This is a genomic window from Leptospira mtsangambouensis, assembly GCF_004770475.1.
Taxonomy (GTDB): Bacteria; Spirochaetota; Leptospiria; order Leptospirales; family Leptospiraceae; genus Leptospira_A; species Leptospira_A mtsangambouensis.
The window spans coordinates 1,284,331-1,307,953 of record NZ_RQHK01000002.1; the positions used below are offsets into that span (position 1 = coordinate 1,284,331).

The 23,623-nt window shown below is 38.5% G+C and carries 21 protein-coding genes; 17 read left to right on the forward strand and 4 right to left on the reverse strand.

What is annotated here, in order from left to right; all coding sequences use genetic code 11:
* The first annotated feature begins 12 nt into the window (after positions 1-12).
* The 5 genes from EHR01_RS05965 to EHR01_RS05985 all read left to right on the forward strand — a co-directional run bounded on the left by EHR01_RS05965 (position 13) and on the right by EHR01_RS05985 (position 4,024).
* A complete protein-coding gene (locus EHR01_RS05965; protein ID WP_135693747.1) occupies positions 13-558 on the forward strand; it encodes an NUDIX hydrolase in 546 nt (181 codons plus the stop codon).
* 154 nt (positions 559-712) lie between these two features.
* On the forward strand, positions 713-1,501 hold the full coding sequence (locus tag EHR01_RS05970; RefSeq protein WP_135693748.1) for a FecR family protein: 789 nt from the start codon (positions 713-715) through the stop codon (positions 1,499-1,501).
* Positions 1,502-1,508: 7 nt separating this feature from the next.
* The gene (locus tag EHR01_RS05975) at positions 1,509-2,486 is read left to right on the forward strand and encodes an LBF_2017 N-terminal domain-containing protein (protein WP_135693749.1); all 978 of its coding nucleotides are present in this window, start codon (positions 1,509-1,511) and stop codon (positions 2,484-2,486) included.
* 67 nt (positions 2,487-2,553) lie between these two features.
* Positions 2,554-3,795 (forward strand): MFS transporter, encoded by a 1,242-nt coding sequence (locus EHR01_RS05980; RefSeq protein ID WP_135693750.1) that lies wholly within the window; start codon positions 2,554-2,556, stop codon positions 3,793-3,795.
* Positions 3,796-3,838: 43 nt separating this feature from the next.
* A complete protein-coding gene (locus tag EHR01_RS05985) occupies positions 3,839-4,024 on the forward strand; it encodes a hypothetical protein (RefSeq protein WP_004783670.1) in 186 nt (61 codons plus the stop codon).
* On the opposite strand, the gene EHR01_RS05990 is transcribed toward EHR01_RS05985, so the two are convergent.
* The 4 genes from EHR01_RS05990 to uvrC are packed head-to-tail and all read right to left on the reverse strand — an operon-like array spanning position 4,025 to position 11,774.
* Positions 4,025-5,641, reverse strand: a complete 1,617-nt coding sequence (locus EHR01_RS05990; RefSeq protein ID WP_135693751.1) for a phospholipase D-like domain-containing protein — start codon at positions 5,639-5,641, stop codon at positions 4,025-4,027. It lies immediately after the preceding gene.
* On the reverse strand, positions 5,638-7,068 hold the full coding sequence (locus EHR01_RS05995; RefSeq protein WP_135693752.1) for an LA_2168 family protein: 1,431 nt from the start codon (positions 7,066-7,068) through the stop codon (positions 5,638-5,640). Before EHR01_RS05995 ends, EHR01_RS05990 begins: the two co-directional genes overlap by 4 nt.
* Complete coding sequence (locus tag EHR01_RS06000; RefSeq protein ID WP_135693753.1) at positions 7,065-9,896, reverse strand: LIC11755 family lipoprotein; 2,832 nt, start codon at positions 9,894-9,896, stop codon at positions 7,065-7,067. Before EHR01_RS06000 ends, EHR01_RS05995 begins: the two co-directional genes overlap by 4 nt.
* 36 nt (positions 9,897-9,932) lie before the next feature.
* Positions 9,933-11,774, reverse strand: coding sequence for an excinuclease ABC subunit UvrC (uvrC, locus tag EHR01_RS06005; RefSeq protein ID WP_135693754.1), 1,842 nt, complete (start codon positions 11,772-11,774; stop codon positions 9,933-9,935).
* Positions 11,775-11,839: 65 nt separating this feature from the next.
* Between uvrC and EHR01_RS06010 the strand changes: the two genes are divergently transcribed.
* The 12 genes from EHR01_RS06010 (at position 11,840) to EHR01_RS06065 (ending at position 23,598) form a co-directional block, all read left to right on the forward strand.
* Positions 11,840-14,344 carry a methyl-accepting chemotaxis protein gene (locus tag EHR01_RS06010; protein WP_135693755.1) on the forward strand — a complete coding sequence of 835 codons (2,505 nt, stop codon included), beginning with the start codon at positions 11,840-11,842 and terminating at the stop codon, positions 14,342-14,344.
* Positions 14,337-14,867: a signal peptidase I gene (gene lepB, locus EHR01_RS06015; RefSeq protein ID WP_135693756.1), complete on the forward strand. Its 531-nt coding sequence runs from the start codon at positions 14,337-14,339 to the stop codon at positions 14,865-14,867. Before EHR01_RS06010 ends, lepB begins: the two co-directional genes overlap by 8 nt.
* Positions 14,845-15,771 (forward strand): DUF2157 domain-containing protein, encoded by a 927-nt coding sequence (locus EHR01_RS06020; RefSeq protein WP_244309984.1) that lies wholly within the window; start codon positions 14,845-14,847, stop codon positions 15,769-15,771. Before lepB ends, EHR01_RS06020 begins: the two co-directional genes overlap by 23 nt.
* Entirely contained in the window at positions 15,768-16,706 is a 939-nt protein-coding gene (locus tag EHR01_RS06025; RefSeq protein ID WP_135693757.1) for a DUF4401 domain-containing protein, read from the forward strand. The genes EHR01_RS06020 and EHR01_RS06025 overlap by 4 nt, the downstream gene beginning before the upstream one ends.
* Positions 16,703-17,236 (forward strand): GDYXXLXY domain-containing protein, encoded by a 534-nt coding sequence (locus EHR01_RS06030; protein ID WP_135693758.1) that lies wholly within the window; start codon positions 16,703-16,705, stop codon positions 17,234-17,236. Before EHR01_RS06025 ends, EHR01_RS06030 begins: the two co-directional genes overlap by 4 nt.
* Positions 17,237-17,504: 268 nt before the next feature.
* Positions 17,505-18,512 carry a type I glyceraldehyde-3-phosphate dehydrogenase gene (gene gap, locus EHR01_RS06035; protein WP_135693759.1) on the forward strand — a complete coding sequence of 336 codons (1,008 nt, stop codon included), beginning with the start codon at positions 17,505-17,507 and terminating at the stop codon, positions 18,510-18,512.
* A 1-nt stretch (position 18,513) separates the two neighbouring features.
* Positions 18,514-19,704 carry a phosphoglycerate kinase gene (locus EHR01_RS06040; protein ID WP_135693760.1) on the forward strand — a complete coding sequence of 397 codons (1,191 nt, stop codon included), beginning with the start codon at positions 18,514-18,516 and terminating at the stop codon, positions 19,702-19,704.
* Position 19,705: 1 nt separating this feature from the next.
* The gene (gene tpiA, locus EHR01_RS06045; RefSeq protein WP_135693761.1) at positions 19,706-20,455 is read left to right on the forward strand and encodes a triose-phosphate isomerase; all 750 of its coding nucleotides are present in this window, start codon (positions 19,706-19,708) and stop codon (positions 20,453-20,455) included.
* 9 nt (positions 20,456-20,464) lie between these two features.
* Entirely contained in the window at positions 20,465-20,797 is a 333-nt protein-coding gene (gene secG / locus EHR01_RS06050) for a preprotein translocase subunit SecG (protein ID WP_002974121.1), read from the forward strand.
* Positions 20,757-21,425 (forward strand): LIC_12096 family protein, encoded by a 669-nt coding sequence (locus tag EHR01_RS06055; protein WP_135693762.1) that lies wholly within the window; start codon positions 20,757-20,759, stop codon positions 21,423-21,425. The genes secG and EHR01_RS06055 overlap by 41 nt, the downstream gene beginning before the upstream one ends.
* A gap of 2 nt (positions 21,426-21,427) precedes the next feature.
* Positions 21,428-22,573 carry an LIC_12097 family sensor histidine kinase gene (locus EHR01_RS06060; protein ID WP_135693763.1) on the forward strand — a complete coding sequence of 382 codons (1,146 nt, stop codon included), beginning with the start codon at positions 21,428-21,430 and terminating at the stop codon, positions 22,571-22,573.
* The gene (locus EHR01_RS06065; RefSeq protein ID WP_135693764.1) at positions 22,570-23,598 is read left to right on the forward strand and encodes a response regulator transcription factor; all 1,029 of its coding nucleotides are present in this window, start codon (positions 22,570-22,572) and stop codon (positions 23,596-23,598) included. The genes EHR01_RS06060 and EHR01_RS06065 overlap by 4 nt, the downstream gene beginning before the upstream one ends.
* Positions 23,599-23,623 lie beyond the last annotated feature (25 nt).

Genomic DNA, 23,623 nt, shown 5'->3' on the forward strand with positions numbered 1-23,623 from the left:
CAGGAAACCAAAGTGAAAGAACGAAAAAACTGGAAAGAACTCTACCCCACTCCCATTTATACTCTTGCTAGTTTTGATATCCAACTTCCCCGCTCAACGGAAGAAAAAACCTATTATGTTCTAAAATCTAAAAACTGGGTCAATGTTGTACCAGTGACAAAAACGGGAGAGATTCTTCTCATCAAACAATACCGACATGGAATTGGTGAGGATAGTTTGGAAATCCCCGGTGGAATTGTAGACGAAGATGGACCCGGCTCCGAACTGGAATCCGCCATTCGAGAACTCAGAGAAGAAACCGGTTATGCCACAGACAGATCAAAATACAAATTGCTCTCTAAGTTTTCCGGTAATCCAGCAATGTTTACCAATTGGTCTTATTCCTATGTTGCCTATGATGTGGAACCACTTCACGATGTTGAATTTGATGAAGGAGAAGACATAGAAGTTGTATTAAAAAAACCAGATGAGGTAAAACAACTGTTACTTGATGGAACCATCCACCATCCACATATGGCCGCAGCTCTTGGGCTTTACTTTCTTAATTTTAAAGAATGATTTAACGATTGTAGAGTTTTTTACTAAAGAGTCCTCGTAGAATCACATTCAATCTTTAGTGAATTCTAAAAAATAGAAGGGACTGTGTTTAGAAAAATCCCCAAGATTTTCGAAATCGCTGGAAATTTAAACATAAGTTTGAGAGACTACGAATATGAGAAAGTCCATCGCACAATCAATCTTAGTACTTATCATAATATTCGGTCAATATTCACTCTTTGCGGAAGGTGCCGAAACATTAGAACCCATCACCATCACAGTCCAAAAAGGTGAAACTCTTTCCTTAATTTCGGAAAGACACCTTTCCGATCCGAAACGATGGCCAGAACTTTTAAAACACAACAAAATCCCAAACCCAGACTTAATCAAACCGGGTTTGACTTTAGTTGTTCCTGTTTTCCTCCGTAAAGCAGTTGTCGGAGTCACAGAATTTGTGCTCGGACAAGTAGAATGGAATGGAACTGGTGGGAAAGGGCCTTGGGTTCCCTTAAAGTTAGGACAAGAACTCCATCCGAACGACCAGATCAAAACATCTGGCAAAGGCAAAACAGACCTACATATCAATAACGTCGGTATGGTGCGAATACTGACGAACAGCCATTTTGAAGTAAAAGGTGAAGATAAAAAAGGTGGACCAGTGACAGTTGCTTTGTTCAAGGGAAGTTTGGATGCAAAGGTAACAAAATCCAATCCACCGACCACAGAACATAAATTCAATATTGTAAGCCCCTCTTCCACTGCGGGAGTTCGAGGAACTGAATTCCGAGTGGAATTAGATGAACGTTTAAGTTCGACTATTTCTTGTTTTGAAGGTGTAGTTGACGTCGCTGCGCAAGGGAAAACTGTCGAGTTAAAACAAGGGATGGCAACTTTTGTTGAAAAAGGAAAGTCTCCCGTACAACCATATAAAATTCCAGAAGCACCTCGCCTCAAAGAAGAATAGAAGGAATATGAATCGAAATTTTTTACTGATCTTTTCCATTATTGTTTTTGCCTTTAGTTCTCTTGTTTCTAAACCAAAAAGAGAACTAAGAATTGCCATCGATGCAGAACCGGAAGCAACTTTTGAATTAGAACTTTGGCAAGAGAAACCAAACGAAAATGGGGATACCATTGCCCCAAAACCTCCAGAGTCCATTCAGTTCAAAGGAAACCGAATTACCGTCACACCAAAAGATGACTTTGAATACTTTCGTGTTCGAAGATTAGGCGAATATGGTGCCAAAGGGTTTTGGACTCAAGTTTATTCTACAAATGTAGATCCAGGATCACCTCTTTCGGTTCCCAAAGAGTTTGTTGCCAAAAAGACCTTTGTACCGAAGGCAGAACCCAAAAAAGTTTCTTCTGTTGTTTCGACAGATAGTTTTGTCATCGTAAAAGAAAAGGATGATTCTGTTCGTTATCTCACAAAAGACCAACTTACTTTGAATCCATCGGATGATGCTTCTGGCGTGGCTGAAATTCGATACCGCATCAACGGTGGCCATTGGAATTCTAGCAAAGCAATGACTTCTGTTCCCATCCAAGAAGAAGGGAGTTATAAATTTTTATATTTCTCTTTGGACCATGCTGGTAATAAAGAACCAATGCAAGTTTTAGACTTTGTAAAAGATACTTCTGCTCCTGAAACCAGATGGGAATGGGTAGGTCCAAATTCTATCGGGAAAGGAGGCCACAAATACCTTTCCCCAGAAACTAAAGTCAAACTAATATCCAAGGATCGATTCAGCGGAACCAAGGATATTTTGACAGCTTACACCTGTCAGTCGGGAACACAAACTGAGTTTAAATCTTATCAATCGGAAATTTCCATTAGTGAAATAAAATCAGTATGCAAAGGTTCTTTTCAACTTTTCTACTATGCCGTTGACAATGTAGGAAATGAAGAGGCAGTAAAAACTTTAAATTTCCAACTGGGTAGTGAGTAATCGGAAAACAAACGATTTAGATTGTCGATTGCCCCAAATGAATCACTTATAATCATTGGCTAAAGAGATGAAGAAAAACCTTTCTTTGGCCATTTTCAAACACCGCGATTTTCGATTTTTTATTATCGCCAGATTCTTTATGGTTCTTGCGATCAATATCCAAGCAACCATTGTCGGTTGGCAGGTATATGAACTGACTGGAAGTGTTCTGGACCTAGGCCTTGTCGGACTTTTTGAAGCCATTCCCTCCATCATCGTCTCCCTTTATGCAGGCCATTTAGCTGATCTCAGAGACAGGCGCAATATCATTGTGGTTTGTTTATTCTTTTTACTTGTTTGTTCCTTAACACTTTTTGCATTCACTGGACCTTTGGGTTTTTTACTCGAAACCTACAAAGCCTATCCAATCTTTTTGGTCATTTTGGTTTCTGGAATTGCGAGAGGATTTATTTCTCCTGCGATCTTTAGTTTTGTGACACAACTTGTTCCTAGGGAACATTACCCACATTCTGCTGCCTGGATGGGGACATCTTTTCAAGCAGGTGCTGTCATTGGCCCGGCTCTCGGTGGAATTGTGTATGGTACTTTTGGAATGCAAGCAGCTTATGCTCTAGATTCAATTTGTATTGGACTTCCCTTTTTATTATTCTTTTGGATCGCCAAAAGAAGCCTTCCCGAACGAAAAGAAAAGGAAGCTTTGAAAGATAGCCTACTTGTTGGACTTCGTTTTGTTTTAAAAAATGAAGTGATGTTAGGTGCTATGGCCTTAGATATGTTTGCCGTTCTTTTCGGTGGAGCCGTTGCTCTTTTGCCAGTCTATGCAAAAGATATTTTATTTGTAGGTTCAGAAGGCCTAGGGTATTTACGTGCTGCCCCATCACTTGGAGCACTGCTGATGGCCTACTATCTCACATACAAACCACCACTAGAAAAATCAGGGCGAGTTTTACTTTTCTGCGTATTTGGCTTTGGTGTTTGTATGTTAGTGTTTGGTCTTTCTCATTCCTTTTTACTTTCACTATTTGCCTTATTTTTATCCGGAGTCTTTGATAGTGTGTCTGTTGTTGTTCGTTCTACCATTATGCAAACCATGACACCGGAAGAAATGCGAGGAAGAGTGAGTGCAATTAACAAAGTGTTTATTGGTTCTTCCAACGAGATTGGTGCCTTTGAATCAGGGGTTTCCGCAAAAATCCTAGGCCCTGTTGGATCAGTGGTCTTTGGTGCCACAATGACCATTCTCATCGTATTTTTTACCTTCCGTTTTTCTCCTAAGTTGAAAGAATTAGAACTGAAAAACTGGGTCTAAAAGTGCTTGGAAAATCTCTTTTCCGGTGAATACTGGACAAGCCATGTCAGATTTAATCCATGATTCCAAAATTCCAGCAGATAAAAAACACACTCTTATCTTGCTCATACAAACGATGTTAAACGATGTGAACAAACAAATCACTCATTTGGGAATCAACAACTACATGAAACTCCAAGATGAAATTGCAAAGATCCTTGTCCCAGTCATAGAAGATAAAATGGAATGATTAGTCATTTGAACATAATGGTGAATGTTTTCCTTTTACATCCAACCGGTTTTTAAGAAATACCATCCACTCAGGTGGTTTCATTTTCTCTTTTGTGTGACAAAAAGAAAGAGTCCTTTTTTCTGTATGCACCCAAATCCATAAGTTTCTACCCTTCCAAAAATCAGTTTGGCCTAAAATAGTTGAATTTGCATCCAACAAATAAAATTCTTTTGGGTGGGATCCGTCCCAAAGCGAAATAGAATGGATCCTTTCTCCATTGGAGAGATTTAGTTTTGTGCCTAAAAAATAGTTTTGGAATAACAATTGTAAATTTGATCCTTCACTTTCTTCCCAAATTGGATCTATCATTCTAGAATGAAAAAGGAACCGCTCTCCTTCTTTGGATCGATTGATTCCAGTGAAACCAAACGTTTGTTTGTATGCACTTGAAAGTGCATTGGAATTAGAATCAAAGATTCCATCTGCATTGAATAGAAGATTGGTTTGAAAAAGAGAATTTTGAAATTGATAAATTGAAAACATCCGAATTTCTCCGTTGTTACTTAAATTTGTTCCACCAGCGAAACTAGAGGAAATGGGATTTGCCATCCATATAATCCGCTTCCATTCCATTAGAAATTCCTTTGCGATCAAAGGGTGGTCAAACCTTAGAAATTTTTCCTTATTTTTATCTCTCGCTGAAACAGAATAATTATAAGAACCTGTATAAACAATTTGGTCATCAATGATCATTGTTTTGTGGTGCAACAAACCTCCCAGATAACGATCATTTTTAAAAACAAAATCAAGATTTCCATCTTCCCAAATTTGAGAAGGATACTCTAAATTTTGACTTAAGTAAATGCCTTCTGGATTTGTGGACATAGGTGCGTTATAAACAGCTTCAATCCGAACTCCTCGTTTGTTTGCCTCAAGAAGTTTCAAACTAAGTAAAGGATCATAATGAGAATAAATCAAATATTTGATAGAATGTTTCGCCGAATCCACTGCTTCAAGTAACTCTTGCTGAATTTCAAGGCCGGCTTCCGGTGAAGTCCAATAAACGAGAGGCCCAATTTGAAAAGATCCATTTGGATTTTTTCCATCTAACGTTGTTGTGATCTCCTCCCATTCTTTTTGAGAAATGTTCTGCGTCCAAAAAACATTATTGTCTGTGGCAAGGCCATGAGTTGTGAAGTTCCCAGTTCCTGAAAAAAATCGGTTTTGGTCAAAGATCCAAATTTTGGTGTGGTGAATCCCCGAGCCTGACCATCTTTGGATTCCCAGTCCAAGTGATTCCAATTCGGAATAATCTTCTTCTTTATCACCAAACAATTCGATACGAACACCAGCCCTTTGTTTCAAATAAAGTTCTGTCAGAATTTCGTAATCATCGATGGAATATAGATACGCTCGAATGGAAACTTTTGCCTTTCTGATCTCGGCAATTAAAACATCTTTTACAATTCTTTTTTTTTCATCCGTAACATCGCGACCTGGATACGAAAAATATAATTCTGTTACAGGAAGGTTACCATCCAAAAGAGAAGTTAAATCAATCTTCTCTTTTGGTTTCTGGCAAAAGAGCAATAATCCAAAAGAGAATATCAAAGTGACAATACAGATTTGTTTCATATTTCCAACCTCCCAAAAACATAACCAAAATTTGATTTGAGGGCCAAGGAATCTGGAACAAACAATTGAGATACACCAATTCCCAATTCAAAAGAAGAATCTTCTTTTACAGAAAACTCGAGTAAACCTTCTCCGATATAAAATACTTCAAAGTCTCTTTTTTGAAAACTGATTCTTCCATCACTTGGTCTTGTGACTTGGTAAGGTAAAAAATAAGATCCGATGATTTTTAGAACAAACTGATGATAGGTGAATTGCAAAACAAGTTCACTTAGATATCCGAAGGACCGACCTTCCTTAAGTGCGTAGTTTTTTTCATATCCCCTTTCTGTTAAGGCTGCAGATGGAAAAATACGAAAAATTTGTGAAAGATAAGGTGTTTGCGTTGGATGGGAACCAGTCGATACATAACCGTCGCGGATGATTTGGTTCTTTTGATTCCTCTCTTCTCGATCAGAAATAAAATGCGAACTGCGGATTAAAAAACTTCCAAAACGAAATTCTGATCCCAACTGGATTGCTTCTCCTGCAATCGGAATCGAACTTGATTGGGCGGCTACTTTTGAATTGGTTCTGTCGTTTCCCTTTGCCCATAAAAAATCAAATTGGACCTCCCAAATCTCTGCATCAAATCGAAAACCAACATTTCCATTGAGGAGAGAATCCCCATCGGCCCCGGATGCTTTTGTTTCCTTTGTATGATCTTTAACATGTTTTCCCCAACTTCCCAGTTCCACATACTGAATGCCCAAACGAAGGGAAAGATACTCTCCGTAAATAAGACCAAACGAGTGCCTCCTGTGATGGTTCACAATTGTTCTCTGGTCATAGTTACGAAGTTCACTATAGGAATTCAAATCTTCCGAAGAAATTTGTAATAGAGACAGGAACCGGTCTTTCTCAAGTAATAGGACCCCAGAATAATGGTCCCAAAGAAAAAACTGAAGGGTAAGATTTTGCTGTGGATGAAATTCCAAAAAGATCCCATCCCCACCATCATAACTTGATCCAAAACTTTTGGGACGGAATAAATGTTCGCGACGGCCAACACCAAAAAGAAACTTGGATGTTTCGTAAGCGATATAATGATTTTTTCCTAAGTAAAAAGGCCGAAGGCCTGTTTCTTTTCCTGATGTTAATTGAATATTTAAATCCCAGACAACATTTTCTTTTTTATTTTTGTCTTTCAAGCCAACAAACATCGATTCGCCGGAAATTCTATTCAAATAAGACGAATTTTGAAATTCTTTTCCCATTTGATGGATTTGTAAATCCCAAACAGGAGATTGAAATTGGTTTGTTTGGGTTTTTTCTTTAAAAAACAATTCATATCCTAAAATTCCAACTTCGACTCCTACAGCATGGATGGAGCTCATCTTACATAACAATAAGAAGCTGAATAGAAAATACTTTTGAAACGAGTTCAAAATTCCTCACGAAAAGTTTCATAATCAAGAGGAGACATTCCTTGAACACCAGATTTGAGCCAAAGAAATTCTCCGGTGTTGACTAAAAGGTGAAATGATGAATAACTTTCTTTTTGCCCAAAAGAAGAAATTAGGATGGAATTCTGTCCTTGTTTTTTTCGTAACTGGATGGATTCTCCTGAAGAAATTCCATTTCCAATGGTTTGTGTAGTTCTAACTGTGAGGAGTAAATCTGATTCGGAATGAAAAATGGGTAAAAACCAATCTTTGCCGTCAGGATCAACAATCCAGGCACAAACACTCGGATCAAGAATCGTACGATTTGTCTGGAATCTTTGTCCATTTTTTCCCAATGGAGAGGAATTTGGAAAACGAGATTGGTAAGAAATAAGTTCATCCACACTTACTTCATCTTCAATCAAATACAAACTTAAATCTTCTGACGCCTCCGATCGGTTGCAAACATAGATCCATTCGTTTTGTGATTCTTTTGGGTTAGGAAAAATTGCCTCAATTTGAATGGGACCCTTTTGTTCCAAAAAACTTTTTGGTTTGAGTAAGGATGGATCAGACCAGAAAGAATAAACTTGTTCTTCTGAAGAAAAGGTAGAGAAAACACTTAAATCCAGCTGATAATGATTGTTCCCAAGTGAAGTATAGGAAATTGGAATTTTCGCGTTCCCGTTTCCTAACAAAACATTCGTTTGGTTACTTAAAGGAATGTTCGTTAGGTATAACCCTGGAGAGTTGAATCTTTCAATTTCTAAACTACGTTCTTTGGCCAAACCGGGGCTACGCCAATCCCCAGAACAAAGAGTCGATGTAACGAGAGAATTAGAAAATACGATTGGATTTGGTTCTGGATGGAGGGACCTAGTTCCCCCTAAAGTTTTCTCTTTCGCAAACTTTGGATTCCAAGAAAAAAATGTTGGGGTACCATTTTGGTTCCCCAAATACCGTAATGATGAAAGGGTACTCGTAAAAAAATCATCCGGTAATTGGTAAAACAAATCCCCATTACAAACTGAAGGCTCTGTCCCTAAGGTTAGGATGGTTTTTCCTGCCGGTTTCCAAAAGAGAAATTGATTTCCGTTTTCTCTTTCCAATTGAACAAGTCCTTCTACACGACTTTGGAATCCAAAATCTAAAAAAGGAGATTGGTTTGGCCCATACTCCAATAAATCACTAGGAACAAAACTCGCAGAATTTTTGTTAGGTTTTCCTGGACTAAATTGGAAACCATACTCCAAAAATTCCGATGAAGAACCTTCCTTGGGATGGGGAAATTCCTTTCCTGATTCAATTACGATCGAAAATCGATTTTGTTGTTTAAAACGAAGTAAATGAAACAAACTGGGACTAGGTTGGAATTCGTTTTTTATTTGGCTCTTTCTTTCTTCCCAGAAAAATTTAGGAATCTGGAAAACAACTTTTGGAATCGAAAAAGGTTTTTCTTTTGCTTTTAGATCCCAACCAAACCAAAGTTTTTTAGAAATGATAAAATAAGAATTGGAATGAACCACCCATTCATCAGCTGACAAAGGATATATGGAACCATTGTAGATCCAGTTGAGAGAAGAAACATCACAACTTTCTCCTTTGTTTTGAAATTCAAAAAAACTAGGGAATGGAAATTGGGAATCAAATTGGTTTCCGGGATAGAATTCGGTAATTTGAATCTGATCTGCAATACAACCAGGGACAACACCTTCTTTCTGTTTGATTTCGAATTGATTTGGTAACCCAGGGTTTCCACAAAATTGATCTGGTGAAGTCCAAAACTGAAATTGATCACGACAGGATACTGGATGAAACTCGTTTGAAAAAAATTCATCCCCTTGGCGAAAATTAAATTCTGAATCGAGAAATTCTGAATTTCCCCACCGAACCTTTGTATTTGTTCCTAAATTTGATCCATATTCTTTGGGAAGGAAAATTCCATGGAATTTTGGTTCATCAGAGAAAAGGAGAACCCCTTTCGGAAGGATCAACTTGGTTCGTTTCGAAAAATCCTCCGATTGAAAAGAAGTTTGAGAGCCATCTTTTACCCAATCCAAAGATTCCGAACGGGGACAAAGAAAGGTCTCTTTTGGATTTTCCCATTCTAGAAACCTTTGAAAACTGGATTCCGAATGCCGAAACAATTCCGAAACCACAGGTTCCCCCGGTTCACATTCAGAAAACCATTCTTCATTTTGGACCTGAATTCTTTCGGTAATTGCACCAGTGTCCGGGCAAGGAAGTTCGAAAGACAAAACGAGTTGTTTATTCAGACTTCCTTTGAGTTGGTGTGAAAAAAACAAGACCTCACATTGGTCCAAAGTCCTCTGTAAAAAAAGTGGATGAGGTAAACCAAATGTTTGGTAGGTGACAAATCCATTAGACCAAATCTGAGAATCCCAATCCAAAAGAAATCCCAACTTGTCGGATTCTTTTTTCCAATTTCCATATTCTTTGAGTGTGGCTGTCCATCCCTTCCCCTTATCCAACCAGGAAGTATATTCGCTTTTTTCTTCCTCTAAAATAGAAAATCCAAGTTTCCATTTTTCAAAAATGGATTCATCAGTTTTCCAACAGATCCGAAACTTCCCACCTAACTCTCGTCTATACAGGGATACAGGTAAGGAATAAATACAAAGAAGACCCGATTCATAAAGAACTTGGTTTGTATCTACAAGGACATTCCCCTCTTCTTCTAAATTTCCGTATTGAAATTCAAAGTAAGGAGATTGGTCAAACTGATTACCAAACAAAAAAAAGGGGATCTCTTCTTGATTCTGACATGAACAGAGGAGAAAAAGAAGAAGGATCGTGATTTGTTTTTGCATCTCCCACCTCGAGGCCTTTGGGTGGGAAAAAAGAAGTTATGGTTCGATTTTTTTTAGTTTTTGAATTCCAAGATAAATTTTTTCCGCAAGCACAGGTCCAATCCCAGGGACTTTTTGTAATTCCTCTTTTGTGGCATCCGTAACTTTCTTTTTGGATTGAAAATAAGAAAGAATACTTTTTCTGCGACTTGCTCCAATGTCTTCCATATCATCTAAAATTGTTTTTAATGCTTTTTTCTTTCTTTGAACGCGTTGGAAGGTAACTCCGAATCGGTGAGCTTCGTCTCGCAAATTCCGTAGAAGACGCATCATGGGAGAATGGATATCAAAACTATATGGATATTTTTCTCCGGGAAAATAAATCTCTTCTCTCTTTTTGGCAAGACCCACCATCGGTATATGACCAAGTTCTAATGCATTCGCAGCTTCAGCAGCACGAGACAATTGAGTCAGTCCTCCATCGATCACTATCAGATCGGGAAGCGGTTCTTCTTCATTCACTAAATGGCTGAGTCTTCTTGCTATCACTTCATGGATCATTCCCGGATCATTGATTCCTTCATACCCACGCATTTTATAATGCCTGTAACCCGCCTTATACGGCTTCCCGTCGACAAACATGACACCACTTGCAACAGGGGAAGAACCTTGGAAGTGTGAGATATCATAACATTCAATGGTTCTCGGTAGAACAGGAAGGTTCAGTTTTTCTTGGAGTTCTTTCATTGCAACCGACTGGTCACGAAGTTTTGTTGCAAGAATGCGTTCGGTCAAACTAAGGTCCGCATTTTTTTCCGCCAAACGGAGCAGTGATTTTTTAGGTCCCATTTCTGGAAATTTCAGTTTGATTGAAGTTCCAAATTTTTCGGTGATAGCTTCCACAAAAACATCGTAATTCCCTTTAGCAGAAGGAGGTAAAAATAAAGTACTTGGAAGGACAGTGACATTCAAATAATAATCCCGAAGAAAAGAAGTAAAAACTTCTTCATCATCGGAGAAGGAAAGTCCAGTGATCGGAAAAGATTTTTTCCCTTCTAACCTTCCCCCTCTTACTTCTAAAATCACAACTTGGCCTTCATCCTCTCGTTTGCTAATTCCGAGTATGTCTTCATCTCCACCATCCATACTGACAACAGTTTGTTTTTCACGGACTTGGTTGATTTTTTCGATCCTTGCTTTTAAATACCCGGCTCTCTCATATTCCATTCGTTCGGAAGCTTTGACCATCGAAGATTTGAGCCCAGCAACCAATCGCTCTTTTTTTCCTTCTAAAAAACTTAAAATCTCATCTACCAATTCTCCATAGGTTTCTTTTGTAACATTTCCTTGGCAAGGCCCGAGACAACGACCCATATGAAAATTCAGACAAGGCCTCTGCGGTTTTGCGAGTGGAAGTTTGAGTTTGGTTTTGCGAATGGGAAAAATTCGATGAATTAATTCTAAAGTGTCACGAGCTGCTTTTACATCTGTAAACGGCCCAAAGTAGCGATCCCCATTGTCTTTTACATTTCTTGTCAAAAAAACCATGGGAAAGTCTTCACTTGTGGAAACACAAAGGAAGGGATATTTTTTATCGTCTTTTAACCTAACATTAAACTTTGGATTGTACTTTTTGATAAGTGTGGCTTCAAGAAGCAAGGCTTCCTTTTCTGTACTTGTAGCAATCCAATCCAGGTCAAACAACTCAACGTAAAGTGCCCGCGTTTTGCGATCTTTCTGGTTTGGATTTAAATAAGAGCGAACCCTCGATTGTAATTTGAGAGCTTTTCCAACATAAATCACAATTCCTTCCTCATTTTTCCAGAGGTAACATCCAGGTTGGCTTCCTAAATTTTTAATCTTTTCTTGGATGGTTTTTAGAATGAGTTGGTCTTTCATTATCGTTTTATACGGGAATTTTACGTTTACAATTCTTAGACAATTTGTATCCCTAGGGTATGGATATGCGTAAATTGATCAAATTTATAATTTTTGGTCTAGAAGGTTTTAATTACGGAATCGGCTTCCCCACTCTCCTTGCTTATATTTACTTTTTTACTGAATGGTCGGGAGAAGAATTTCAAATTATTCTAATTTCGACATCTATTTCTGTCTTTTTTATCATTATTTTCGGTATCACTTTCTATTGGATCCGGTTTGCTTCCATAAGTCGAATAGGAAAACCAGAATGTACCAAACGAGATCAAATTAAGGCCTATTTTTGGTTGGATCATTTGGCCCAAGTGGCCATGATCGATGTCATCATTCGCTATGCGATTGGATATTTATTTGTCCTTGGATCTTTATACTTTTACCAACATTCCAAAAACTTTGTCCTCATGAGTGAAATGGGAATTGGCCTTTGTCTGACCTTAGCTTTCACAGTCATCTTCCAATCTATTTTTATTGACCATGTCGAAAACAAATTCAATACCAAAGGAATTCTACTTTCGATTCGGCTAGACCACCACAAAAGCATCAATACAAGAAAACTTTCCCGGAATTTAGGTTTCCAAACTGTCCTCTCTTTTCTTGCGGCTATCCTTGTTTTGTTTATCATCAATTACCGGATGAATTTTAAACAAGAATTAGACTTGGTACATACCAGTATGGAACAATCTGTGATGGATTCAGAAACACTCATGCGTGTGACCCTTGTTGACTTTCGGGATAGGCTGACTCTTTCTATATTTGCAGAAAACAAACTGAAAGACAAAATTGTTCGTAAAGATTTACAAGGGATTCGTTCGGTTCTAAACGAAATCCAATTAAAAAGTACAAACCATGCAGTGGAAGCCCTCTTCTTTTACAAACCTGACGAAGGAATTTTTGTTTCAACAAATGAATACGATCGTTCTAAAACTGGTAGCATATTTTTTATTGAGGATGTGGACTTAGCAAAACAAGGTCCACTCAGACATACAAGCATTCGTTCAAAAATTTCTGGTGACATCGTTTCTCCTTATACCCTTCCCGTTTACCAAAATGATCAATTTTTAGGTTATGTTGGGGGATTTTTAAACATTGGAAAACTCTCTAGTTTTATTTTAGGTAATATTAAAATTGGAACTTCAGGAAAGGTTGGTTTTTTTGATGGAGATGGAACCATCGTATATTATACAAATAAAAAAGAAATCGGAAACAACGCAAAATCAAAGTTAGTTTTCGATACACCTTTTCAAAAAGAAGATGCTCTTGGTTTTATAGATTCCTCTGAAGACGGAACTCTCAAACGGATTTTTTATGTAAAAAATCCAGAGTTTAATTATATCATCTACTGCATTTTTGAAAATGCCGAACTATATGAAAAAACTCTCACAAGTTTATTCACAACACTCGGGATTTCGATTATCGTTCTACTCCTGATTGGATTTATCACTGTCATTGTAATTGAATCCAAACTCAAACCTTTAGAAAGAATTAGAGTTAGAATTGCAGAAATGGTAAAGGGGAATTTACAATCCGATTTTTATGACGCAAGTCGCGATGAAATAGGAAGTATGGCAAATGCGATGTTTGACTTCCAAACCAAACTACGCCAAATCGTAAACCAAACCCAAACCGTTTCCAACGAACTCACAAACACAAGTTCCGATATTTACGAATCAATGTTGTCTTTATCGGATGCAGCTCAAAACCAAGCAGCAAGTAGCGAAGAAATTTCTGCTTCAGTTGAGGAAATTACAGCGGGGATTGAAAGTGTAGCACAAAGAACTGAAACTCAATCTTTTACCTTAGTTTCTCTTATGAAAAAAATGACAGAGCTCAATCATGCTGTATCGGAAATTGACAAAAAATTCCAAGTTGCTGATGTGCGAGTGGAAGAAATCACAAACGACGCCAAGCTAGGAGAAAAGTCCTTGGGAGAAATGAAACTTTCAATGGACAAAATTTATCAATCTTCCTCGGAAATGACAAACGTCGTTGAAATCATTCATAATATCTCGGAACAAATCAACTTACTCGCGTTAAACGCAGCCATTGAAGCAGCGAGAGCCGGAGTGAGTGGTCGAGGATTTGCTGTGGTTGCCGATGAAATTTCCAAACTCGCAGACAAAACTGCAAAGTCCATTGATGATATCGAAGAGCTCATCAAACAGAATGAAGGTGAGATCAAACAAGGTCAGGAAAAAATCGACCAGTCCATTGTGATTTTAAGTGAAACCATATCTGGGGTAAACTCAATCAATCAAATGACAAAAGAAATTCGTTCTGTAGTCAGAAAACAAATTGAAACCAACGAAGAAGTCAACGAAGGTGTCACACAAATTCGTGAACTTTCGGAAATGATCAAAGAAGCCACTGATGAACAAAAAATGGCCATGCTTGAAATTTCCCGATCAATGGCAGAAATCAATAACCATGCACAAACCACAGCGATGTCGAGTGAAGGAACCAAATCTAGTTCTCAAACCATGAACCAACTATCCGAAAGCCTCAGAAGAGAGATCAACTATTTCCATGTCTAAATCCAAAAACAAAGTTCCTTTCAAAACAAGACTACTTGCATTTGCCATCCCTCTTGTTGTAGGCCTCGTCGCTGCAGTTGTCTTCAAATACTATGTAATCACTCCTGTCCACATTCCAAACCAGTTTATGGAACCTACATTAAAAAAAGGTTCCACTGCTTATTTTAATCGATGGTTTCGTGCCAAACAATTGGGGATTGGGGATGTGGTTCTTGTCCATTCGCCTCTTGACCCGGACTCGGTTCTTATCGCAAGGATCGTTGGCAAACCAGGAGATACGATCTATGTCCAAAAGCGAATGGTATTTCGCAATGGCACTCTTCTCGATCCGGCAAGTTTTCCAGAATCTTCATCAAACGATATTCCGATGATCCCTCCTGGTAAAACAGAATCGGATGATATGCCAAAAGTGACGGTTCCAGAAAAATCCTTTTTCCTTCTTGCTGACAACAGAGAACTCGGAGTGGATTCTCGAACTTTAGGTGTCATCCAAGAAAGTCATGTCATTGCTACCTTATGGTAAAAAGGATTTAAAAGGTTGGATTCATTTTATTGAATCCTCTCTACTCATCATTGGGTCTGCCCTTCTACTTTCTGGAATCTTTTTCATAGTTGCATTCAACTGGAACCTACTAGATCGCTTCACAAAACTAGGAATCATTTATTTTCTCAACTTTGTATTTTATCTTATTTCCTTTTTTATCCGTAAAAAAGAATTTCTTTTCGAAATTGGGCTCACCATTCTATTTTTTCTAACAGGCTCCGCCTTACTTGTGTTTGGACAAATTTACCAAACAGGGGCCGATGTTTATGATCTTTTTTTGGGTTGGACGGTCTTTACCTTTCTCTTGGTACCGATTTCTCGGTCCGGTGTGGTTGCCGGATTCTGGATGGTCCTAATATCATCAACTGTATACTTGTATTCAATTCAAGTCACAACAGAAAAAGAAAATCACTTTCTATTCGCTTCCGCAGCAGTTTTTTTTGGCTTTCTATGCACCATACTTGATTGGCAAAACACAGAGTTTTATTCGGAAAAAACAAAATCCTTTTTATCAGCTTTAGGAATCTTTTTTGCACTTGGTTTTTTGAATTTAATCCATTGGAACTTATTTAGAATTCATTCCGAATTCACGACCACCTTAACTTATGGATTTTTTCAGATTTTATTCCCTCTACTTTTTTATGGTTTTCTTTATGTTTATTACCGGTGGTTTCGATTTCGTCATTTAAACTTAAGTTTGATTTTACTCTTTGGGTTAGGCCAAGTCCTTTTGAAAACTGCAGATATATTTGGAATTTGGGCTTATGGTTCTGCGGTAAATTTTTTGCTCTTTGCACTTTTGATCACCATTTATACCGTTTGGGCTGTGTCTCACCTAAAACATTTGCGAAGGACAAATGCTACGGAAGAGAGAATCTCATGAAATCATACTTTTACATAGAGATTTTGAGTTTTTTAGGCTCCCTTCTTGCCGGCGGTTTTTTTCTACTTTGTTTACTTGTAATTGGATTATTAAATAATTACGAAGTTGATCTGTATTTAGGTTTGTTTCTGATGATTTTTGTTTCTGTTATCTCTTTTGTTTTTAACAATTCGAAACGAGAAACACTAGGCCCAGTTTTATTTTCTTTTTTAAACCAAGGATTTTGTTTATTTCTTTTTGGAGTACAGAAAACCTTTCAGCCAAAAGATACTTCTTTTCTTTGGTTGATTCTCGGTTTTCAACTGATTTTCTTTTTCTTTGTATCCAATCCCATCCAAAGATTTCTTTCCCCAATCCTTTTCTTTGTTTTTGCCAGTGTTTTACTTTTAGAATATAAATTACTCTATTTTTTTCCTCTCCTTACCACCGTTTGTTTGTGTTTGTTGTTTTATTTTAGTCTTCCAAAAAAAACACAGGAACCCTTCCGTCATCTTCCCCACTCACTCGGCATTTCTTTGCTTTTATTGGTGGGTTTTTCATTTTTCCCAGAACTAAAAGAAATCTCTTGGGTTTCCAAATCCCAGTCCGTCGTTTTATTGTTAGCGGGAAGTTATTTATTATACAAAGAACTTGTTCCTAAAATTAGCAATTTTTCCGTTTTACTGTTTTTTATTTTCTACACTTTGATTTTTTTCCCAACGATCCAAACACCAGGGATCATCACCTCCTCTTTTCTTTTCCTTTTGGGATTTGCAAGAGGGCATTCCTTTTTATTTTATCTGGCTTGGGTTAGCTTTCTTCTCTTCTATTTTGGATTCTATTATGATTTAGAAACCACTCTCTTGGAAAAAGCAAAACTGATGATAAGCTCTTCTTTTTTATTTTTTGTGGCTTATCTATTTTTAAGATTTTCACCTTTGGGAAAAACAAGATGAGACACAAATGGTTTGTTTTACTCTTCCTGAACTTTTTGGTTTTTACTGGATTTTTTACATACTCCGTATGGGAAAAAGAAAAAATTCGGAAAACAGGAAGGCTTTTTTTTTTACCCTTAGTTCTAAGTGATCCAAGGTCTCTTTTCCAAGGTGATTATATGATCTTAAACTATGACTGGCAAGTTTTGGAAACAGAGGAAAATGCAAATGCTCCCAAACGTGGTTGTCTGGTATTTCGAATTCAAAAAGAAGAGTTAGTGCCCATTCGATTGCAGAAGGACTTTACCAACTTGTCTTTCGGCGAACATTGTTTAAAGTATTATCGTAGTGGGTTTCAATTGAAGATCGGTGCCGAATCGTATTTTTTCCAAGAAGGTGACGCTTCTCTTGATTCGGAAGCAAAATTTGCGGGTATTCGTTTTTTGGAAGCTGACAACAGTGGAGACAAACTCCTAATCGGGTTGTTTGATAAAAACAAACAAAAGTTAGGTCAAAAAAAGGGAACTAAATCCAAAAAAGGAAAAAACTAAAAAACCAGGTTTGTCCCTTTGGCTTATCCGGGGAGTGGCTTTAGGAGACCTTCGTTTGCATACGGGACCGCTGCTTTCCTAGTGTGCATGTCCTACCTGCAAAGATTGAATTTGTTTGGATGCAAGCGGAAAACCCAAGGAAAAAGGGAATTTCTTATGGCATATCCGCACCTTCTGCCCTTAAAATGAGTGACAGAGACCCCGAATTCGAAATTCTGTAATTAAAAAATCGTTTCATCTCTCGATACGAGCCTTTTAGGAGAAACTCATGGTAAAAATCGCAATCAATGGTTTTGGTCGCATTGGACGACTTGTACTTCGATCCGGAATCAAAGATCCCAATTTAGAATTTGTCGCAATCAACGACCTTGTAACACCAGACAATCTTTCTTATCTTTTCAAATATGACTCTACTCACGGTCGATTCGACGGTGAAGTTTCTCACACAGACAACGAAATCATTATCGATGGCAAAAAAGTAAAAACCTTCTCTGAAAGAGACCCAGAAAAACTCCCATGGAAAGAACTTGGAGTGGACTTTGTGATCGAATCCACAGGTCTTTTCACTGACCGAGTGGGTGCAGAAAAACACATCAAAGCTGGTGCCAAAAAAGTGGTCATCTCTGCTCCTGCAAAGGACAAAGACATCCCTACTTTTGTAATGGGAGTAAACCACGAGAAGTATGATGCCGGAAAAGACAATGTTGTCTCGAATGCATCTTGTACTACAAACTGCCTGGCTCCGATCACAAAAGTGGTTCTTGACAACTTTGGAATCGTAGAAGGACTCATGACTACCATCCACGCGATGACAGCAACCCAACCGACTGTTGACGGACCTTCTAAAAAAGACTTCCGTGGTGGACGTGGTGCCGCTCAAAACATCATCCCTGCATCAACTGGTGCTGCCAAAGCAGTAGGACTTTGTATCCCTGAAGTGAACGGAAAACTCACTGGTATGAGCTTCCGAGTTCCAACACCGGATGTTTCCGTTGTGGACTTAACGGTTCGCACTGAAAAACCAACTAGCCTCGCAGAAATCAAAAAGAAAATGAAAGAAGCAAGTGAAGGTTCCATGAAAGGAATCCTTGGTTACACAGAAGATATGGTAGTTTCCAACGACTTCCTTGGAGACATTCGTTCTTCTATCTTTGATGCCGATGCTTGTATTGAACTTAGCTCCACTTTTTTCAAACTTGTTTCTTGGTATGACAATGAAATGGGATACTCTAACCGAGTGTTAGATCTCGTACGTTACATGGCAAAAAAAGGCTAAGATGAAATTACCTCTTCTTGAAGAACAAAATCTAAAAGGAAAACGAGTCTTTGTTCGTGTGGACTTCAATGTCCCTGTGGAAAACGGAAAAGCCACGGACAAAACTCGGATCGAAAAAACCCTCCCTACTTTGGAATTACTCATTTCCAAAGGGGCAAAGATCATTCTGGGAAGTCACTTAGGTCGCCCGAAAGGTGGACCTGAGGCAAAGTACTCCATGAAACCTGTGTTTGATGTTCTTTCTACACTCGTCAAAACCAAAGTCAGTTTTTCTGACTCTGTGATTGGTGCAAACGTGGTCAAAATGTCGAATGAACTTGGGGAAGGTGAAATCCTACTTTTAGAAAACCTTCGTTTCCATAAGGAAGAAGAGGAAAATGAGGCCGGTTTCTGTAAGGAACTGGCCAAGTTAGCTGATGTCTATGTCAACGATGCTTTTGGAACCGCACACCGTGCGCATGCCTCCACAGAAGGTGTGGCCCACCTGCTCCCTGCGTTTGCAGGACTTCTGATGCGTAAAGAAATTGAAGTCTTAAGTGGCCTTCTTGCCAAACCAGAACGTCCTTTTGTGGCGATTGTGGGTGGATCCAAAGTCAGTTCCAAATTTGCAATTTTAAAGAACCTTCTCGAGAAGGTAGACCACCTACTCATCGGTGGGGGGATGGCTTATACCTTCCTCAAATCCAGAGCGGTTCCCGTAGGTAAGTCCCTTGTGGAACCAGACTTTGAATCCCAAGCCTTCCAACTGATTGACAGAGCCGGAATCCAAGGGGTAGACCTCCAAATTCCCGTGGACCATATCATTGCCGATAATTTTGATCCCAATGCCAAAACCAAGTCTGTGGATAAAATGGGAATCTTGGATGGTTGGATGGGGATGGACATTGGCCCAAAAACCGTAGATAATTACATCAAAGCGATTAAAGAAGCCAAAACCATTCTTTGGAATGGGCCGATGGGTGTGTTTGAGATGGACAAATTCTCAAAAGGAACCATTGAGATTGCCAAAGCCATTAGTAAATCCAAAGCAAAAACCGTTGTCGGCGGAGGTGATTCCATCGCTGCCGTGAACAAAGCGGGTGTGGCAGACAAAATCACTCATATTTCCACTGGTGGTGGTGCTTCCCTAGAATTTTTAGAAGGACGCACACTCCCTGGTGTGGAATGTTTACTCCCTAAGGAAGGAAAATAAGATGAGAAAGAAGATCATTGCGGGAAACTGGAAAATGAATTTAACCTTGGCGGAAGCTTCAGCCATCACCAAAGGTTTGGTTTCCGCAACTAACTCCTCTTCCTACGAAGTTATGGTTTTCCCAAGTGCTTTGCATTTGGAAACTGTATCTTCCCTAACCAAAGGATCCAAACTGATTGTAGGTGCACAGAACGCTTACCAATCAGGACTCACTGCGATGACGGGAGAAATTTCCCCTACCCAACTGGAGGAAATCGGAATCCAGACGGTTCTTGTGGGTCACTCCGAAAGACGTCAATTCCTTGGAGAAACTTCCGAGTTTGACAATCAGAAGATATTATACTTTTTGAAAGCTGGTCTCCGTGTAGTCTATTGTGTCGGAGAAACCTGGGCGGAAAGAGAAAAAGGAAACACCTTCTCTGTGTTAGAAGACCAAATTAAAAAAGGTCTGAAAGACATTACAAGTGATCTCTTCTCTAAACTTGTGATCGCTTATGAACCGGTTTGGGCGATTGGAACGGGAAAGGTAGCCACTCCTGTTGAAGCAGAAGAAGCACATGCCTTTATTCGCAAAGAGATTGGAAATTTGTTCGTTGGTGCGGCAACAATCGCGGAGAACATTCAAATTCTTTATGGTGGTTCCGTAAAACCGGACAATATCAAAGAATTGCTCGCCAAACCAAATATTGACGGAGGCCTCGTGGGAGGAGCCAGTCAAAAATTAGATTCATTTTTAGGACTTTTAAAATAAGGAAACATTATGGGATTTTTTGCAGGAACCATCCTCACACTTTTTATTCTACTTTCACTCTTTCTCATCCTACTTGTGATGATCCAAACAGGAAAAGGCGGAAGCGCTGGAATGCTTGGCGGATCTACAGCGAGCCAATCTGTCTTTGGCGCATCCACAGCTGATGTAATGACAAAAACAACAAGAGTGGCAGCCATTCTATTCATCGTTCTTTCTTTGGCCCTATCTTTTGTTTTTGCAAAAAAAGACGAAGTGTTGGTTCCCGATGTAGAACCAAGTTTAGAAGCTCCGGTAGAAACTGATGGAACACCTTCCGAAGTACCGGCTCCTACTACTCCTTAGTTTTTTCTCACTGAATGTCAGCCTTTTTGCAGAGTCTGACATTTCTGAAAAAGAAAATCGTTTAGACAAGGAAATCCTTAGCCTTTACCGAGAAATCGCTAAAGCTAGGGAGTTGTTGTCTTACGAAAAACTCACATCACTTCCATCCAATACAACGATTAGTTTTATTGGGAATTATCCCAACAGAACTGGGTTACGCATTCGAAAATACAAAGTGGACCCAGACCCACAAAACAAAAATCGAATCAAACATTCGGAAGAAAAATCTATTCTCCTAGAATTCAATGGATCTGTTCTTTCGAAAGTAGAAGTGCAAGTAGTCACAGAAGACACCGAAATTGAACAAAAAACAAAAACAAAAATAACTGATACCTCACCTCTTGACACTTCCTTAAACGATATGGTGATTAGTTTTTCTGGCCTGGATGGAACCGATAGTTTCCCACTTTCTTCCCTTCGTAATGATGATATCAAACAGGAAAGAAACGATTTCAAAAAAGATTTTTATATCAAATTCCTTTTGGATTTTCATAGCCAGTTGGCATCTATCTCCGCCTTACAAAAAACAGGTGGGAATAAAAGCCAAAAATCAATGTTTAAACAACTGAACCAGTCCTTAGGGTATTAGTTTTGTCTGAGAATTCACAAAACAAAGATACATCCTCAGTTGAAAAAGTTGCGGAAAAAGCACGCGAACTTGAAGCGATTTATGATGTAGTACAAGATCCTCTTGTGCTAATCGATTCCGATTTCCAAATCCAAAGAGCCAATCTTGCTACTATCCTCTTTGCCAAAAACAACAAATACGATGAACTACTGGATCGTAAATGTTACGAAGTTTTATACCAAAGAACAGACATTTGTCCTTATTGCCCAAAAATCAATGTAAAGTCAAAAGAAAAGAATCAAACCTACTCGACTCCCATCACTCGTGAGATTTTTTTCCGTTCGGAAGATAAAAAACAAACTCTGCTTTTGGAATTTTATCCCTACCCCAAACAAGAAGATCTTTTTTGGATGGTAGAAAAAATTTCAGATGTCACCAAACAAAGAGACAAAGAAGAAGAGTCGTTTCGGATGCGTAACCTTGCTTCTCTTGGAATTTTAATTTCTGGAATCGCTCACGAGTTAAATAATCCACTAACAGGGATTAGCCTTACGCTCCAAAACTTAAAAGCAAACTGGCAAAACCAACCGCCAGAACAAATTGAAAAACGTTTAGATATGATTAAAAACGATGTATCCCGGGCAGCCATCATTGTTTCCGATATCATTTCTTTTGCAAAAACGGATAAAGTAAAAGTCACACTGGGAGATATTGTCGAAACCATCAACCGTGCCAAAGATACAGTGATTCGTTTGTATCCCCATTTAAGTAAAAACATTGTTTGGCGAATCTCTTGCGACCATGACTATCAGTTTCCATTCCATCCAGGAAAAATGGAACGTTTGTTTATGAATTTATTCAGAAACTCACTCCAAGCCTTCGACTATAGACCGGGAGAAATTTCCATTGAAATCAGAAAAACAAAAAACTGGTTACATATCATAGTGGAAGATAACGCAGGAGGAATCCCAGATTCCATCATCCAAAAAATCTTTGATCCATTTTTTACAAGCAATAAATCGGGAACGGGAACGGGACTAGGTTTATCCATTTGTCACTCCATAGTCAAAGAACATGACGGAAATATATCCGTAAAATCTAGTGAACAAAAAACACGATTTACGATTTCCTTCCCTCTCACAAACGATATCACGGAGCAAAATCCATGAAACAATCCATTTTAATTGTGGAAGACATCCATTCCATTCGAGAAGCCATCATGGATTTACTTAGCACCAAATTTAATGTTTTTGGTGCGGAACATTTTGAAGAAGCTGTTTGGTACTTAACAAACGAAAAAATTGATTTAACCATTACGGATATCCGTCTCCCAGGAAAGTCTGGAATTGATTTAGTGAAACTCATCCAAAAAGAATTTCCACATATATTGTATGCGCTAATGACAGCATACAATATTAACGAATACATTAAATTTGCCAAAGACCTTCATATTTGGAACATCATCCCAAAATATAGTTTTTTAGACATCCACCTAATCGAAGTAATGGTAGAAAAACTTCTTTCAAATGACATCTTTGGAATTGAAAAGTATTTCACGGGCGATTTTAAAGTTCATAGCCAAAACATAAACAATGAATTCGAAGAAGCCCCGAACAACGGAATCATTTACAAACAAATCAAATCGGACCAAGACCGCTCCATTCTTTGTGGAAAAATCTCCAAAAACTTAATCCAACTGGGAGCTCCTAAAGCCATTCAGCAAGTGTTAGAGGAACTCACATCCAATGCAATGATCAGAGCTCCCAGGACACATGAAGGAGAATACAAATACCAATTTGAAATCCCAAGCCATGATATGGTTGTCCCGCTGGACAATATTCAACTGATGCCAGATGATTATTTTTTAATTGGTTATGGCGCAACGGAAAGCACCATTTTTATTGTAGTTCGTGATCAATTTGGATCACTAAAAAAAGAAGAAATTCTGCATAGACTTGATCGGCATATTAGCATTGATGAATCCACTGGGTTTCCGAAAGGGCTAGAAGATAGTCACGGTCGGGGTCTTTATATTTGCAGAGAAATATCCGATCAACTTATCTTTAATATTGAACCAGGAGTCTGTACAGAAACCATTGCAATGATCAATAGAGAAGGAAGGACCGGATTCAAATCGCTTTCCATCTACGAAGTGGATCCATCCAAAAAAACAAATCAGGATTCAGAATCTTAATAGAATTGTTTTGAAACGAATACTT